We start from the raw sequence: 16,225 nt of genomic DNA, 5'->3' as shown, positions 1-16,225 counted from the left end.
GGTGCTGTAGCGACAGCACCATTTTTTTATTACAGCATAACATCTCCACTATTTGGTCCCAACGTTTGTCCTGTATAGATATTTCCATCTGGAGAACTCGCTAACAAAACAGCTGTTGGCGCCACTTCTTCCACTGTGCCAAATCGAGGAACAGCTAATTCCTTTTGCTTTTGCAATTTCCACTCTTCATTAATATCGTCTACGAGCTGTGTTTGTATTGGTCCAGGTGCTATACAATTAGCTGTAATATTATATTTTCCAAGTTCGAGCGCAATGGACTTTGTAAAAGCAATCACTCCTGCTTTCGCAGCAGCATAGTGGCTTAATTCTACGCCACCTTTTTGACCAATTTGAGACGCGATATTAATAATTCTTCCTGATTTTTGCGCTATCATATACGGAACAACTGCTCTTGTGGTTAGAAATACTGATTTTAAATCAATATTTATCATTTGGTCCCACTGAGCTTCTTCCATATCTTTCAATAGACTTTGAGTTAAAATCCCTGCATTATTTACTAAAATATCAATGGTCTGAAAACGTGAAAGAGCTGTTTGAACCATTTCTTCAACGATCTCTTTCTTTGTAATATCTCCTTCAATAATGACAACTTGTCCGCCATAAGAACTTACGTCCCTACTGAGCTCTTCGATTTCTTGTTGCTCTACGCCATAGACGTTTAACACTAAGTTTGCTCCTTCTTTGGCATAAGCAAGGGCAATACCTTTTCCAATTCCTCTTGCGCTTCCCGTAATGATTGCTGTTTTCCCTTCCAGCTTCATGCTAAATCCCCTTTCTTTACTCCAACTTCATTTAAAGAAGGCTGGATCGCTTCTTCCGGCACTTCAATATGCCAATCTCTTCCTACTGTTGTACCTAAATAGTCATCAGAGAAACGACTATCAATTTCTTTTTGAGGGTGACGTTTTAAATACCATGCTTTCATTAACACAAAGTAACAAGCTATTCCTAGTGGAAAACCAACAATATACATATAATCTAAAAAGTAGATAGCCGCTCCTCCAGCTATGATCCATGAAATCATACCCGCCCAGTTTACTCCACCATCAAATTTATATTGACCTTCCTCTGCATATAGTTCTTCTACATTCAAACGGCGCCTTCTGATAATGTAATAATCACATAACATAATTCCTGCAAGCGCAGATAAAACAGCCCCGTAATACCCTAAAAAGATGAATAATTGATCTAAAATTGCCCAAGGCTGAAACAGTGTTCCTACCACTCCAGCTAGAATAATGCCCACTGTGTATGACACCTTAAAGCGAGAACCTGCATTAACAAATGTTAAAGAAGCTGGGATAAGATTAGCAGCAGAGTTAGTAGACCACTGAGCTAACACCACCATAATAAGCACAACAGCCATTACCCATCCTGTAGAAGTTTGTTGAATAACTTCAATGGGATTCCAAAGACCCGTCCCGAGAAAACTAACGGCTCCAATTACACCCATAAAAGTTTGTACGATAGGAAGAGCTGTAAGATGCGGAATATAATTATTTTTGTTTCGCTTCAGCCAGCTTCGTTCATTTTTAGGTGCTTTTACATACCTTGTGATATTGGGAATATCTACCGCGAGTGCTGACCAAAATCCCATATTAGCAGCCATCACTAAAAACCAAGTGGTGGTATCTTTTGTCCCGACATAGCTGTACACATCAATTCCTTTATCGTCTGCCATTCCTGCCACTTTAAAGAAAATCCACACTGAAATTAAAATAATAGAAGGTGCAGCAACAACTGCAAAACGATCAATCGCTTTGATTCCCATTGCCGTGTTAATAATTTGTACAACAGCAAATGCTACATACCAAAAGAACCAAGAATCAAATCCTGTTAAACTATGAAAAATGTAATTGATTGCTGTAGCTCCTAAGTAGGTTTGAATGCCAAACCAGATTGACGCGATAATCCCTTTACTAACTGCCGGAATATGAACACCTTTAATTCCAAAAGGAGCGCGTAAATAAGCAGCAAATGAAAGACCGTGCTCTACTCCAATATCCCCACTTAAGCTTCCAATAATGGCAATGATAATATTAGCAAGTAAGATTGCTCCTGCTAACTTCCATAAAGACATAGAGTCAATTCCATTTGCACCAATTTGAAACGTTGCAATAATAACAGCCATCCCCACCCAAATATTAAAGAAACCAAACCCTGAAATGACACGCTGTTTTGCTAATGTTGGTACAATATCTTTCGAAATCAATGAGTTTTTCAACTAGCACTCCTCCTATTAATAAAATAGTTAGTTTTCTACAGACATTACTTTGACGGTTCTTTATACATGTCATTCTGTAAATCTAAAAGATAGGGAATTGCTTTCCTCTGTTCTTCTACTTGTACCAAATCAATTTCTGCCACAATGACTTCATCTTCTTTTGTAGCTTCTGTTAACACTTTTCCTTGAGGGTTTATAATTCGACTTCCTCCTCCAAACACTGTTTCATTCTTTTCTGTGCCCGTACGGTTTGATGCAATAACAAAGCAGCCGTTCTCTAAAGCCCTTGCTTTAGTCGCTATATCCCATGCATACCTTCTTAAGGAGCCAAATGCAGAAGAATAAATCAACACGTTTGCTCCTTTTAACGTGAGCACGCGCGCACCTTCTGGAAATCCTACTTCATAGCATATTTGCATGCCCAATGTTACTTCACCTAATTGAGTGACTTCATATCTGTCCCCTTTTTGAAACCTTTGTTTTTCTTGATCCCATAAGTAAATTTTTCTATATGTTCCTTGAATTCCGTCTCTGTCTACTACTAGACATGTATCGTATATACAATCACTCTCTTTTTCTAAAATGCACCCGGCTATTGTCACATTGAACTTCTGTGCAGTTTGAACAAGCCATTCACTCGTATAACCCGGAATATACTCAGCATATTGCCAGTCTTTTTCCTCTACTCGATATCCTGTATTAAATAGTTCTGGCAATACAATAAATGAAGCACCTTTTAAAACTGCTTGTTCAATTAAATGATATGCTTTTTCTAAATTAATGCCTGCATTTCCAAGCTCACAATTCATTTGAACAGCTGCTGCGATAAATGTTTGATGTTTCATTTTATTACTCCTCCTACATTCAAAACGTAATAATCGGTTTAATAATTTGATCTTCCGCATGTTCAAATAATCTATAAGCTTCAATTGCTTCATCAATAGTAAATCGATGTGTAATCATCGGCTTTAAATCAATACGCTCTTGAATAACTAGACTCATAAGCTGCTGCATACGTTCTCTTCCGCCGGGACACAAAGTTGTTACAATTCGGTGATCTCCCATTCCGCTTGCAAAATGTTCAATTGGAATCTCAACATGCCCCGAATATACGCCTACGCTTGAAATACAGCCTCCGCGTCTAATTACTTTTAAACACTGTTGAAACGTTTCTTCTTTTCCTAGAGCTTCAATAGCAACTTCTATTCCTTTATTTCCTGATAGCTTCATTATTTCTTCCACTACGTTCACTTCGTTAAAGTTTAACGTCACGTCTGCTCCCATCTTTTTAGCAAGGCCTAGGCGCTGGGAATTCCCATCTATTCCAATAATGAGGCTAGCTCCTTTTAATCTGGCCCCTGCAATGGCACAAAGCCCTACAGGGCCACACGCAAAGACTGCCACTATATCTCCTATTTGAATTTGTGCGTTTTCAGCTGCAGCAATTCCAGTTGAAGCGATATCCGTTAACAGCAGTACATCTTCATCGGATAATTCATCCGGAATTTTAGTTAAGTTGTACTGTGGAAAAGGCATCTTAAAATACTCTGCATGCGTTCCATCTATCGTATTTCCTAAGCGCCATCCTCCTGGAGTTTTAAAATCCCCTTCTGGCCCTATGCACTGAGAAGATAAATTTTTTTGACAATAATAACACGAACCACAAGGTGTACAAGATCCGCACATAACGCGTTCTCCTACTTTTATTCCTGTTACTCCTTCCCCTACCTCATGAACAACTCCTACATGCTCATGTCCTAACGTTCGATTTTTTTCTACTTTATGTTCGTCGTGTAAAATATGAATATCTGTTCCGCAAATAGTAGTAGACGTTGTTTTAATGACTACTTCTCCCGCTTTTGCCTTTGGAACTTCTTTGTATTGAAGCCCAACCTGTTTATGACCTTGATAAACAACTGCCTTCATAAAACCAGCAGGAGCTTGTTTACCTTTTTCAACTTCTTTTTTAATAGCAACCATATCCTATCCTCTCCTTTATCAATTAGCTAGCTTATTTTCCTAATTGCAAGATGCATGCCAATTTAGAAAAAGAGCGGCGTTGCTGTTTTATATTCGTTAAGAACTTGTTTTGTATGCAGATGAACATATAAAATTCTGCAATATATGCGGCGTTGCATAATAAAAAAGAAGTCTACCTCCTTAAAAGGAAAAGATAGACTTCTTTTGAACCCTTACTATTCGTTTAACTTTTGAAGCTTTCGACTAATGGTTGATTGATTTACTTGCAGTGCATCGGCAATTTTTACTGTAGAGGAATATTTTTGTTTAGCTAGACGCAAGAGCTGTTTTTCAGCCATTTCCATGCATTCTTTTAGAGGAAGGATGTCTAGCACCTGTACCTTATCTCTATTAGATGATAAGTTTGTAATTTCTTCTGGCAAATGCAAATGCTGAATTTCATCTCCATCTGAGATCACAATGAGTCTTTCCACAATATTTTGAAGCTCCCTTACATTTCCTGGCCAGTTATATAGTTCAAACGCTTCGGCCGTTTCAGCTGACAGCGTCTTTTTCGTTAAATATTTTTGATTAAACTGTTCAATAAAATAAGAGGCTAAAGGCAAAATATCTTCTCTGCGCTCGCGAAGCGGTAAAATCGACAGTGGTATAACGTTTAGTCGGTAGTATAGATCTTCACGAAAATTCCCTTTTTGAACGTCTTCATGCAAGTTTCGATTGGTAGCTGCAATGATTCGCACATTAACTGCAACTGGCTTCACTCCGCCCACCCTCATCACTTCTCGTTCTTGAAGAACTCTTAGTAATTTCACTTGAAGGGCTAGAGGCATCTCCGCAATTTCATCTAAAAATAACGTTCCTTTGTTAGCTAACTCGAAAAGTCCCATTTTCCCTTCCTTTTTTGCTCCTGTAAAAGCTCCTCCTTCGTAGCCAAAAAGCTCTGATTCTAACAAGTTCTCAGGAATAGCTCCACAGTTGACTTTTATAAATGGACTGTTTTTTCGATCACTCGTTTCATGAATGAGGTTGGCGACCATTTCTTTTCCAACCCCTGATTCACCTAGAATAAGCACAGTAGAATCTACATTGGCAACTCGTCTAGCTAATTCTAGAGTCTTCTCCATTTTTTTGCTGTAAGAAATCAGTTTTACCTTTTCTGTTTTATCTTTTTTCAGTTCCATAAGTTCTTGTTTGTAACCTGCAATTAACCGCTTCATCTCACTGATTTCTGACTGCATTTGACTCACTTCAGTGATATCTCTTGAGGCATTAATAACCCGGATAACTTCTCCTTGTTCATTCTTTATAGGCGTTCCTACAACCATAAGCCTTCTGCCTTCTTTAGTAGTCTGAATAGCAGAAACTTTTTTCCTTTGTTCTAATACTAATCGTGTAATAGACGGTGTATAGATTCCTTCTTTCTCCAGATCAATAACGTTTCTTCCTATTAATTCGTTCTCTTTTTTTCCCCATAGTTCCAAACAAGCTGAACTTGCTCTAATCGTATTTCCCTCGCCATCTGACACGTACATTACGTCATAAGAAGTTTCAAAAATAGCTTTTAAGTCCATACTTTCCGATTTGTACTTTTCATATTCAGTTATGTAGTCATCCATTATTAAGACCGAAACTAACTCTAGTTCGCTCATATAGAAAAATTGTATATATTTGTGACCGTCTATTACTTGAATATGTTCTTCGGCGTTGTTCTCTTGATTGAAGCACCTTCGAACTTGTTGCTTTATCTCTTCACTCTGATAGAAAACATTTGGAAGTGACTCTGCACTTTTATTTGCAATTCTAATTTGTAAATCCTTTTGATAAATAACAATAGAAAAGGGAAATTCCTCAATTAACTCTTCTATTGCCCGTATAGATGTATGCTGTACCATATGAAGATTTGAATTCGACAAATTACACTCACCCCAACCATCAGATTTTTCAATTACTCTTAAAAATAATATCATATCATTAAGAATCTTCTGAAATCTATGCAAAAAAACATATTTTTTATGCTTTTACGCATATTTCCTCCTGTTTTTCTACCATAGCTTCTTATTAAAACGCTGATTGTTCCTTTTTTTATACTTGGCACACTTTTTGCAACAACTCTTAATAAGAAATCATAAAGAAGAAGGAGTGGTTCACTGTGGGCAAAAAAGAAATTTTAGTAGCTTATGGAGTAGATGTAGATGCTGTCGCTGGTTGGTTGGGATCATACGGAGGCGAAGATTCTCCAGATGATATATCTCGTGGGTTATTTGCAGGAGAAGTGGGAGCACCTCGATTATTGGATTTATTTGATAAGTATCAGCTAAAAACCACTTGGTTCATTCCGGGTCACTCTATCGAAACGTTTCCCGAACAAATGAAAGAAGTTGTCAAACGAGGACATGAAGTAGGAGCACATGGCTATTCTCATGAAAATCCTATTGCAATGACTCCTCAACAAGAAGAAGAAGTCTTATTAAAATCGATTACACTAATTGAAGAACTTTCGGGTAAAAAGCCGACAGGCTATGTAGCACCTTGGTGGGAATTTTCTAATGTAACAAATGAACTGCTGGACAAACATGGCATTAAGTACGACCACAGCTTAATGCATAATGACTTTTCTCCTTATTATGTAAGAATTGGTGACAGCTGGACAAAAATTGATTATGCAAAAAAAGCAAATGAATGGATGAAACCGCTAATAAGAGGAGAAGAAACGGATTTAATAGAGATTCCTGCTAACTGGTATTTAGACGATCTTCCTCCAATGATGTTTATTAAAAAGTCACCTAACAGCCATGGCTTTGTAAATCCGCGCGATTTAGAGGAAATGTGGAGAGATCAGTTTGATTGGGTATATGAGAATATGGACTATGGAGTCTTCACGATGACTATCCACCCTGATGTGAGCGGACGTCCTCAGGTGCTAAAAATGCATGAACGTTTAATTCAGCATATCAGTTCTCATGAAGGTGTTAGATGGGTGACATTCGATGAAATTGCAGATGATTTCGCAAAACGAAACCCTCGCAAAAAAGCGGTTGAAGCTAAACAATTATAAAAAGCCGGATCCGTTCATATTGAACGGATCCCCTACTTTACAGGGAGGAATAAACATGTGCATCTTATGCGGCGAATTTATTATGCAAGTCCATTGGACCGATTACACAGATTCGACAGATACAGAAATAACAGTTGGAAATCAACAGCGGATTAGACAGCGCAGCCGCCTTCACCGCGCTAACCTTTGTAATCAACTTCTGAGCCATTATCGCCTGACGTTAGAGGAATGGAACGGCAGCAAGTTTATTTTACGAGATGCAAAAGGCAATGCTGAAATTGTTCATGACCTCGGAACAATTTGGCATCATGTAGAAGCAATGATCGGATACCCTATTGATCCACTAGATGGAAGTTTATTGGATAAAATAACAGAAAGGAGTTCCGCTCAATGAAAGCTCATGGAAAAAAAGCGATAACAATTGTAACAGGATGCTTAGGATCCGGTAAAACAACCTTGTTGCAGCATATTTTAAAAGAACCCTCTATTAATAACAATACAGCAGTTATTGTTAACGAATACGGAAAAATTGGTCTCGACCATCACCTCTTGCGTCAGGCTGAGGAACGAACTATTTTACTTAAAGGAGGCTGCATATGCTGCAATTCGCGAGCCGATCTAGAAGAAGAGCTGAAAGAGCTGTTGTATGCAGACGAAAGCGGAGAATCTCCTTTTGAGCGTGTCGTGATCGAAACCACGGGAATGGCAGATCCTTCTCCTATTTTGTTTACGATTTTAACCAACCCTCTTTTACAGCATCGGTACATAGTTGATTGTGTGATCACTACAGTAGATGCAAAAAATGGTATGCTGCAGCTTCAGAACAATCCAGAAATAATTAAACAAATTACCGTTGCTGATAAAATTATTTTAACCAAAACAGACATTTGTTCACCCGAAGAGCACGATGCTATATTGACACATATTCAGTCTCTAAATCCATCGTGTGTAATCATACCTGCTGTATATGGAAAAGTAGATCCTTTTATTATCCAAGAAGCATCTAATGTAGATCGCTTAAAAGTTATTCATTCTTTACCTTCACCTGTTACACATCCCAATTCAAATGTATCTTCTATTTCGTTTTCGTTTTCACAGCCTCTGGACTGGACAGCATTCGGGCTATGGCTGAGCATGTTACTTCATGCGAACGGTGAAAAGGTAATGAGGGTAAAAGGCATGCTGGACGTTGGAGAAGACGGACCCGTTGTGTTAAATGGCGTTCAACATATTATTCATCCTCCGCAGCATTTGAAGCAATGGCCATCACACAATCGAGAATCTTACTTAATTTTTATTGTGCGAGATATAGATACAGCTTTAATCGAACGATCGTTAAAAACATTTCAGCAGTTCTTACATACCGTTGCTACCACATGCGAACTTACTACCATTTATTAATTTTTCAGAAGCTTTATCCTATATGGAATAAAGCTTCTTTCTATTCTTCTAATAAAAATTTCCCAAAATCTAAATAACATCTGTCTATTTCACTATTTTTTCATTTTTTCTGTCTATATTGAACTATAACAATTGAACGATGAATGTTACCTTCCACTGCAATTTTTCTTCAGTGTTCAGTTGCAAAATATGAAAGATAAAAGGAGCATATCAATGGCAGCTAATAAATGGACAAAATGGATGGTTGGTTTATCGAGCGTTGCTGCATTTACAACATTTGTAGGGCTTTCTCAAAAATATGATCAAACAAATTCAACAGCTACAGCACTAAATAACGATACATCAGCCAATAATTCATCTCAAACTCAAACGGAAGATGAGACGGACCTATTTCCAGATTCAGGATCAAACTCCAATACAGAAAACGGAACCAACGGGCAAGATCAATGGTCAAATGATAACTCTAATGAACAGGGCGATCAATGGTCGGATGATAATTCAAACAGTCAAGAGGACCGATGGGGGAATGACGACGATTCGAGTAGCCAGCAAGATCAGTGGTCAAACAATGATTCCACAAATGGTCAGGATAATTGGGGCAATAACGATGATTCTTCTATGCAGTCAAGACCTTCTTAAGGATGTGATGTAATGAGCTACTCATTTAAAGCAATGAATACTACATTTAACGTATACCAGCTTGAAACACCTGTCAGCCAAAAAGTGGAGAGCTGGTGTTATCTTGTAGAAGAAACGCTAAGCCGCTTTCTTCCAACAAGCGAGCTTTCACAGCTTAATTCGCTGAACGGAAGATTATTTTTACCGTCAAAAATGTTGTATGAAGCTGTAAAAACAGCCTCTTACTATTACAATGAGACAAACGGAATTTTCAACCCATTTCTGTATCATTCTATTCAAACTCTAGGATATGACCAAAGTTTTGAACAACTGCCTAACAATCAGCTTCCTCAAGAAGTAGCAGCTTTTGATGCTGTTAACCCTATTATGATTCATAAAGGAATGAGAAGTATTCAGCTTGCTTCTAATGTCGGTCTGGATTTAGGCGGAATCGCAAAAGGTTGGAGCATTCAGCAAATGGCGAATCAATTAAAGAAAAAAGGAACTTCACTTGGGGCAATCGACGGAGGCGGTGATATTGTAACGTGGGGGCCTGCTAGCAAGCACTGGTCTATCGCGCTCTCTCATCCATTTGATTTATCAAAAAATCTCATGAGCATTAAAGTAAAGAGCAACAGTGGCATTGCCACAAGCAGTGTGGGCAGGCGATTGTGGAAAGTAAACGGACACACTCACCATCATATTATTGACGGCAGAATCAGCAAGCCTAGTTCATCAGAGCTTCTGCAAGCAACGGTTGTTTCAGAAGACTTGACCGTTTCTGAAGTCTATGCAAAATGCATGCTTATTCTCGGATGGGACGCCGGATTAAGATTAGCTAAAATGCATCACCCTTCTTTAGAGGTAATTGCGGTTACAAAAGAAGGCAAGGTGTTAATCGAAAAAAATGCGAAAGGTCAGGTATACCACTATGGCTACTCTCCTCGCGCAATTTAGTGCCCACTTTCCCGTTTGGAATACCATTCGGGCAGCCGGCTTAACTTCTTATTTACTAATGTTTGTATCGGTTGCCGCTGGCATTTCTCACAGCTTTTCGTTTTTTAAACCAAAACGAAAAAAACAGTTCTTGCTGGTTCATCAATCATCAGGGTGGTTCGGGTTATTATTTGGCATGATTCACGGACTTGTTTTATCATTTGATCAATCGATTCACTTTCCACTTTCTGATATTTTAATTCCATTCACTTCCGATTACAAACCAATTAGCACAGGTCTTGGTACTATTTCACTCTACATTTTATTCGTACTGATTATTACATCCGATTTTATAAAACAGCTGGGGAGAAAAACTTGGAAAGCCATTCATTTTCTTGCTTTTCCAGGCTATTTGCTCGCACTGTATCACGGCATTACTTCTGGAACAGATACACAGCAGCCGCTTATTCTTGGGATGTACAGCATCACTGGCTGCATCGTTTTGATTTTGCTTTTTTTACGAATTCAACACCAGTCAGCTCCTAAGAACCAAAAAAAAGCTCAGGAAAACTAAAAAACGCACTCTATTATAGAGTGCGTTTTTTCTTATCCTCGTCCTGCTTGGAATGATGGGTACTGTGTCATACCGCCGTCAGCAAAGAGCGTAATCCCTGTTACATAACTTGCCTCTGAAGAAGCTAGCCATGCAGCAACCGCTGCAATTTCTTCCGGCTCTCCAATGTAACCCATTGGAATCATGCTTTCTACATCTGCACGCTGCTCAGGATCAGCAAATTTCTCAGCGTTAATCGGTGTATTAATCGCTCCCGGTCCAATGTTATTTACACGAATACCTTTTGGAGCGTATTCTAATGCAAGTGTTTCGGTCATGAGCTTCATTCCGCCTTTACTTGCTGCGTAATGAACAAATAATGGCCAAGGAATTTTCTCGTGAACACTCGACATGTTAATAACTGTTCCCTTAATATCATTTTCCACAAAATATTTAATCGCTTCACGGCTGCCTAAAAATGCTCCCGTTAAGTTCGTATCAATTACTTTATTCCAATCGCTTAAAGACATTTCATGAGATGAAACCGGATTTTCCATTCCTGCGTTATTAATCATAACGTCTAACTTTCCAAATTCTTTAATAGCAGATTGAACTAAATTGATCACGTCAGACTCAACTGTTACGTCACCTTTAACCGCAATTGCCTCTCCGCCGACTTTTTTAATTTCTTCTAAAACGCTGTTAGCTTCTTCTTCTTTCGAACGATAATTCACAACTACTTTAGCTTTTTCTGTCGCAAAACGAATCGCCATTGCTTTTCCTAAACCGGTAGATGAACCTGTTATGACAACTACTTTTCCTTCTAAATCTTTATACATTGTTAATAACCTCCTAGTTAGCTTTTGGCGAGTCCTAACATGACTCCTGCTATGATGATCAGTATAATCCCGATAATAATCCCAACTAGCTGACGCTTCGTTTTCTTCTCACCCAAAATGATGATCCCGCCTAATGTTGAAATGACGATTCCCATTTGAGAAAGCGAAAAGCTTGTCGCTACGCCTACTTTAGGTTGTGAGATGAATAAAAACATATTACCAGCGGCCCAAATAAGACCTGGGATAATGTTGCGAATTGCATATTTATTAAATGGCTTATGCTTAAACGTCAGCAATACTCCTCCAATAACCATACCAATTGCTTGAGGTAATAAAGCCGACCATCCGTCTACATTAAATAGACGGGCTACTACAACATAAACTAAATAACCAACGGTTGAAATTAATAAAATAACAATTCCTTTTTTGAAGTTTCCTTTTCCTTCTTCAGCCTCTTTCTCTTCTTTGCTTTGAAGTGATGCTAAAACAATCCCTACAATAATAAAGATAAGAGCGAGCACACCAAGAATGATTGAAGTTTTTGTAGACCACTCGTGAAACACAATTACTCCAAATAATGAAGTGGAAACTAACTGAAGCCCAGTTGAAATAGGCATCGTTTTAGAAACTCCAATTAAATCAATACTTTTCAGCTGATTACTTTGTCCAACTGCCCAAAATAGCCCCGATACAACTCCAACCCCAAAGATTAAAGGTGTAAGCGTAGGGTGTACAAAAATATAAATACCGATGGAGAAAATCAAAGCTCCCAATGTGGTTCCAAGCGTTTGACTATAAGGTCCTCCGCCTAGTTTCACATTGAAAAGCACAATGCTTCCCCAAAATATGGCTGGTAAGACAGCTAAAAATATGTCCATGTTTCAAAACCTTCCTGTGCTAAAATTAAATGTCAAAGTGCATATTCCCCAAATTTTCCGCCATTAATCCTTTTTCAGGGACATTTTATGAATTAATGACCGCACGAAATATTCTTTGGATATCGAAAACTGTATACCTTAATTTGTTCTAGGAGAGAAAAAGATATACTTTCTAACGCAAAAAAACAGCTTTTTCAAATAAAAGCTGTTTTGTATCATTTAATTTATTTTTAACATATAGCGATTAATAGGTCTCCCTACTCTGCCGTATTCAACTGATAATTTCAGCTCGTTTTCCTGTTCTAAAAACTCTAAATACCTTCTTGCTGTAACACGCGCAATTCCTACGCCGTCCGCCACTTCTTCAGCAGAAATTGGATGATTTTGTTCGGAAAGATATTGTTGTATCCTCCTTAGCGTAACCGCATTTAGCCCTTTTGGAAGCAAATCGGCTTTTTCTTCGAATTGCTGAAACAGCATAGAATCTAATTCAGACTGAGTAATATGTTCTTTTTGACTTATTTTAACTTGAAACGAACGATACTGCTCAAGCGCTTGCTTCATTCGTTCAAACTTGAACGGTTTCATAATATAATCTACCGCGCCGTATTGAAGAACTTTCCGTACGGTTTCAATATCACTTGCAGCCGTAACTGCTATCACGTCTGTTTTATAGCCATTTGCTCGAATTTGCTGTAAGGTAGTTAAGCCATCTTGACTAGGCATATACATATCAATAATCGTTAAATCAGGCTGATGCTGTTTAATGAGCTGTACCCCCTCTAAACCATTCGAAGCTGCAGCGATAACGATGAACCCTTCAACTTGTTCAATAAATTGGCGGTTCACTTCTTGTACCATAGGATCGTCTTCTATGAGAAGCACCGTCCATTCTTTTTTATTCATTTCCCACTCCCCCTATAAAAAGAATGTAATGATAAAAGTCGTTCCAACATCTAATTCTGACTCTACTTCGATCTGACCGTTTCCTTTTTCAACAATTTGTTTTACTAAATGCAAACCAATTCCTCTATTTTCCTTTGCTTTGGTTGAAAAACCTTCATCAAAGATTCTCTCTACTTGATCCTCATTCATGCCACACCCGTTATCTTCAACTAGTATAGAAAGAATGCCGTCATTTTGTTCCATACTTATATAGATCTTCCGTTCACGACGCTCCATATGTTGATACGAATCAAAAGCGTTCTCAATTAAGTTACCAATAATAATCACAAAATCATGATGATCTAAGTAAGGAGGAAATGAGTGAAGCTCGCTGTGGCGATCGATTGCTAACTCAATTCCAAGTTCTTTGGCACGGCTGACTTTGCTCAACAGCAATCCCGATATACTTTCATCTTTAATATGCTTATGAAGAAATTGGGTGAGCTCTTCTTGCTGTTCAGACACTTGAAAAACATACTGAAGAGCCTTGTCTTTATTTCCAAGTTGGATAAGCCCTGCAATCGTATGAAGTTTATTCATGTATTCATGGTTTTGAACTCTAAGAGCGCTTACAAATGATTTAACTCCTGTTAACTCTTCGGCTAATTTTTTAACTTCTGTTCTGTCTTGAAAAATAGCGACCGCACCGACTGTGTGATTATTAACCTTAATCGGCACACGATTGCTTAAAATATTCAAATTTCGAACTTGAAGCTCTCGATTATAAACAGGCTGATTAAGCTGCAGAATTTCTGGAAGCCTTGTATCTGGAATCACATCATAGATCTTTTTTCCAATTACCTCATCGGGTACATCCATCATAATTTTCGCTTTATGATTAAAAATAGTGATGTTCTCCTCTTTATCAATGGCAATGACTCCTTCATGCATGGCATTAAAGGTCTCCGTTCGTTCTACGAACAAACGAGCAATTTCATGAGGTTCAAGCTCAAACATCTCTTTTTTGATACGAGATGCAAGCGCCCACGCTCCCCATCCTCCAAAAAAAAGAGCAAGACCTGAGATAAGAAAGATTTCTTTTTTTAAACTTAAAATGACCTCTGTAAATTTCGGAAGAAGATAGCCTGAGACAACCACTCCTACTTGTTCATGCTGATCGTTTACAACGGGCACAAAAGAGCGAATGACCATTCCGCCTTCTCCTTTTGCTTTATCGGTATAGGTATGTTCTGCAAACGCCTGTCCCTCATCATCTCCTTTAGAGATTTTTCCAATCATGCTTTGCAAAGGGTGAGACAAACGTTCATGATTCATATTCATAACTACTACATAATAAGCACCGTGAATAATGCGAATCGGCTCTACAATTTGATTAATGTTCTTACTATCTTTTTCAATTTTTTCTCGAATTTCAGGCATTTCAGCAACTGTTCTCGAAGTGATTAAAGCCCTTTGCTCTAAATCATTTTCTTTTGACTGTACAAAATTATTAATCACCACGATACTTGCTAAAAACAACGAAAAGGCCACGATAAAAAAGATTAACCCCGTCATTTTCGTTTGCATCGATAAGCGCATCATAGCGGAACACCTACTGCTGATTGAAGTTTATTTTAATTTTACCACGTTGAGAAATTGCGTGTTAGAATATTTGTAGAGAAAAATTATTGAATCGCGGGGTTGGACATTTTGAAGATGTTTATAGGGGCAAGTATAATTGTCAGCGTTTTCTTGATGATCTATGTTTTTTTGCAGTATACGGTTATAAATCAGGATAATGTGTATCATGACGATGAGCAAAAAGGATTAAATAAGCAAATTGTGATTAATTTTAGCCATGTGGTAGCTGAAAACACTCCAAAAGGCTTAGCCGCTCAAAAATTTGCTGAAATCGTTAATCAAAAATCGGATGGTAAAGTTAAAATTGAAGTATATTCAAACGGTGTATTGTATTCAGACGACGAAGAACTTGCCGCCCTTCGTCGAAATGATGTACAAATGATTGCACCTTCCATTTCCAAGCTAAGCGACCTCTCCCCTACGTGGCAACTTTTTGATCTTCCCTTCATTTTCGATGATTACAGCGAGGCAAAACAAGTGTTTACCGGTAAAATCGGACAGGATTTGTTGAGTACGCTGCAAGAGAAAAACATTAAAGGGCTTGCTTTATGGAGCAACGGCTTTAAACAAATGACTAGCAATACGAAGCCTTTGCTCTATCCAGCAGATTTTCAAGGTCAAACGTTTCGCATTATGCCAAGTGAAGTAATCAAAAAACAATTCGAACTTCTTGGCGCCAAGCCTCAGGCTGTCTCGTTTAATAAAGTATATCAATCCCTTGAACGACAGGAATTTGATGGACAGGAAAATACCATTTCTAATATTTATTCAAAACGTTTGTACGAGCTGCAAAAATATATGACCATCAGCAACCATGGATACTTGGGCTACGCTGTTTTAATGGATGAAAAGTATTGGGACAGCCTCCCTGAAGATGTAAAACAACTATTAAGTGATGCAATGGTAGAAACAACTAACTGGATTTGGACTCAATCAAAAATGATGAACGATGAACAGCTGCAGCAAATAAAAAATAAATCTGGCATGCGCGTTTATTACTTAAATGATTTACAAAAAGCCGAATGGAAAAAACAGTTTAACTCTCTTTATCAATCTTTTGAAAACAATGCAACAAAACAAACGCTTGATATCATTCAACAAATAAAAAATATCGAAAGCAAAAAGTGATGACTATATAGTCATCACTTTTTTTGACCAAAATGACCAAAAAGAACATTATCACCAGAAATATAA

16 protein-coding genes are annotated in these 16,225 nt (G+C 38.0%); 7 read left to right on the top strand and 9 right to left on the bottom strand.

Annotated features, from left to right (window positions below; translation table 11 throughout):
* Positions 1 to 29: 29 nt before the first annotated feature.
* From ACFX4N_RS18255 to ACFX4N_RS18235, 5 genes are all read right to left on the bottom strand, one after another.
* The gene (locus tag ACFX4N_RS18255; protein WP_098448936.1) at positions 30 to 782 is read right to left on the bottom strand and encodes an SDR family NAD(P)-dependent oxidoreductase; all 753 of its coding nucleotides are present in this window, start codon (positions 780 to 782) and stop codon (positions 30 to 32) included.
* On the bottom strand, positions 779 to 2,245 hold the full coding sequence (locus tag ACFX4N_RS18250; protein WP_034269556.1) for an NCS1 family transporter: 1,467 nt from the start codon (positions 2,243 to 2,245) through the stop codon (positions 779 to 781). The genes ACFX4N_RS18255 and ACFX4N_RS18250 overlap by 4 nt, the downstream gene beginning before the upstream one ends.
* Positions 2,246 to 2,289: 44 nt before the next feature.
* Positions 2,290 to 3,090, bottom strand: coding sequence for a carbon-nitrogen hydrolase family protein (locus tag ACFX4N_RS18245; protein WP_098448935.1), 801 nt, complete (start codon positions 3,088 to 3,090; stop codon positions 2,290 to 2,292).
* A 19-nt stretch (positions 3,091 to 3,109) separates the two neighbouring features.
* Positions 3,110 to 4,225, bottom strand: coding sequence for a zinc-binding dehydrogenase (locus ACFX4N_RS18240; protein WP_199866475.1), 1,116 nt, complete (start codon positions 4,223 to 4,225; stop codon positions 3,110 to 3,112).
* A 215-nt stretch (positions 4,226 to 4,440) separates the two neighbouring features.
* Positions 4,441 to 6,138: a sigma-54 interaction domain-containing protein gene (locus tag ACFX4N_RS18235; protein WP_244659719.1), complete on the bottom strand. Its 1,698-nt coding sequence runs from the start codon at positions 6,136 to 6,138 to the stop codon at positions 4,441 to 4,443.
* Positions 6,139 to 6,374: 236 nt separating this feature from the next.
* Between ACFX4N_RS18235 and ACFX4N_RS18230 the strand changes: the two genes are divergently transcribed.
* The 6 genes from ACFX4N_RS18230 to ACFX4N_RS18205 all read left to right on the top strand — a co-directional run bounded on the left by ACFX4N_RS18230 (position 6,375) and on the right by ACFX4N_RS18205 (position 10,809).
* Positions 6,375 to 7,280, top strand: coding sequence for a polysaccharide deacetylase family protein (locus ACFX4N_RS18230; protein WP_098448934.1), 906 nt, complete (start codon positions 6,375 to 6,377; stop codon positions 7,278 to 7,280).
* A gap of 55 nt (positions 7,281 to 7,335) precedes the next feature.
* Entirely contained in the window at positions 7,336 to 7,674 is a 339-nt protein-coding gene (locus ACFX4N_RS18225) for a hypothetical protein (RefSeq protein WP_098448933.1), read from the top strand.
* Entirely contained in the window at positions 7,671 to 8,681 is a 1,011-nt protein-coding gene (locus ACFX4N_RS18220; protein WP_098448932.1) for a CobW family GTP-binding protein, read from the top strand. The genes ACFX4N_RS18225 and ACFX4N_RS18220 overlap by 4 nt, the downstream gene beginning before the upstream one ends.
* 213 nt (positions 8,682 to 8,894) lie before the next feature.
* Positions 8,895 to 9,320, top strand: coding sequence for a hypothetical protein (locus ACFX4N_RS18215; RefSeq protein WP_192100523.1), 426 nt, complete (start codon positions 8,895 to 8,897; stop codon positions 9,318 to 9,320).
* A gap of 12 nt (positions 9,321 to 9,332) precedes the next feature.
* On the top strand, positions 9,333 to 10,256 hold the full coding sequence (locus tag ACFX4N_RS18210; protein WP_063670599.1) for an FAD:protein FMN transferase: 924 nt from the start codon (positions 9,333 to 9,335) through the stop codon (positions 10,254 to 10,256).
* A complete protein-coding gene (locus ACFX4N_RS18205) occupies positions 10,231 to 10,809 on the top strand; it encodes a ferric reductase-like transmembrane domain-containing protein (protein WP_057274362.1) in 579 nt (192 codons plus the stop codon). The genes ACFX4N_RS18210 and ACFX4N_RS18205 overlap by 26 nt, the downstream gene beginning before the upstream one ends.
* 32 nt (positions 10,810 to 10,841) lie before the next feature.
* Here ACFX4N_RS18205 and gdh read toward each other — a convergent pair whose 3' ends face one another.
* The 4 genes from gdh to ACFX4N_RS18185 all read right to left on the bottom strand — a co-directional run bounded on the left by gdh (position 10,842) and on the right by ACFX4N_RS18185 (position 14,992).
* Complete coding sequence (gdh, locus tag ACFX4N_RS18200; protein WP_013055546.1) at positions 10,842 to 11,627, bottom strand: glucose 1-dehydrogenase; 786 nt, start codon at positions 11,625 to 11,627, stop codon at positions 10,842 to 10,844.
* Between the two features lie 17 nt (positions 11,628 to 11,644).
* Positions 11,645 to 12,505, bottom strand: coding sequence for a RhaT/GlcU family sugar-proton symporter (locus ACFX4N_RS18195; RefSeq protein WP_028407570.1), 861 nt, complete (start codon positions 12,503 to 12,505; stop codon positions 11,645 to 11,647).
* Between the two features lie 219 nt (positions 12,506 to 12,724).
* A complete protein-coding gene (locus ACFX4N_RS18190) occupies positions 12,725 to 13,411 on the bottom strand; it encodes a response regulator (protein ID WP_013055544.1) in 687 nt (228 codons plus the stop codon).
* A 12-nt stretch (positions 13,412 to 13,423) separates the two neighbouring features.
* Positions 13,424 to 14,992, bottom strand: coding sequence for an ATP-binding protein (locus ACFX4N_RS18185; RefSeq protein WP_029324833.1), 1,569 nt, complete (start codon positions 14,990 to 14,992; stop codon positions 13,424 to 13,426).
* A 153-nt stretch (positions 14,993 to 15,145) separates the two neighbouring features.
* On the opposite strand from ACFX4N_RS18185, the gene ACFX4N_RS18180 reads away from it, so the two are divergent.
* Positions 15,146 to 16,159, top strand: coding sequence for a DctP family TRAP transporter solute-binding subunit (locus tag ACFX4N_RS18180; RefSeq protein WP_049787027.1), 1,014 nt, complete (start codon positions 15,146 to 15,148; stop codon positions 16,157 to 16,159).
* Positions 16,160 to 16,225 lie beyond the last annotated feature (66 nt).

Origin of the sequence: Priestia sp. YIM B13551, assembly GCF_042787905.1 — a bacterium.
Classification (GTDB): domain Bacteria; phylum Bacillota; class Bacilli; order Bacillales; family Bacillaceae_H; genus Priestia.
The sequence above is the reverse complement of the archived record's forward strand: the minus strand, read 5'-3'. Positions and strand labels throughout refer to the sequence as shown.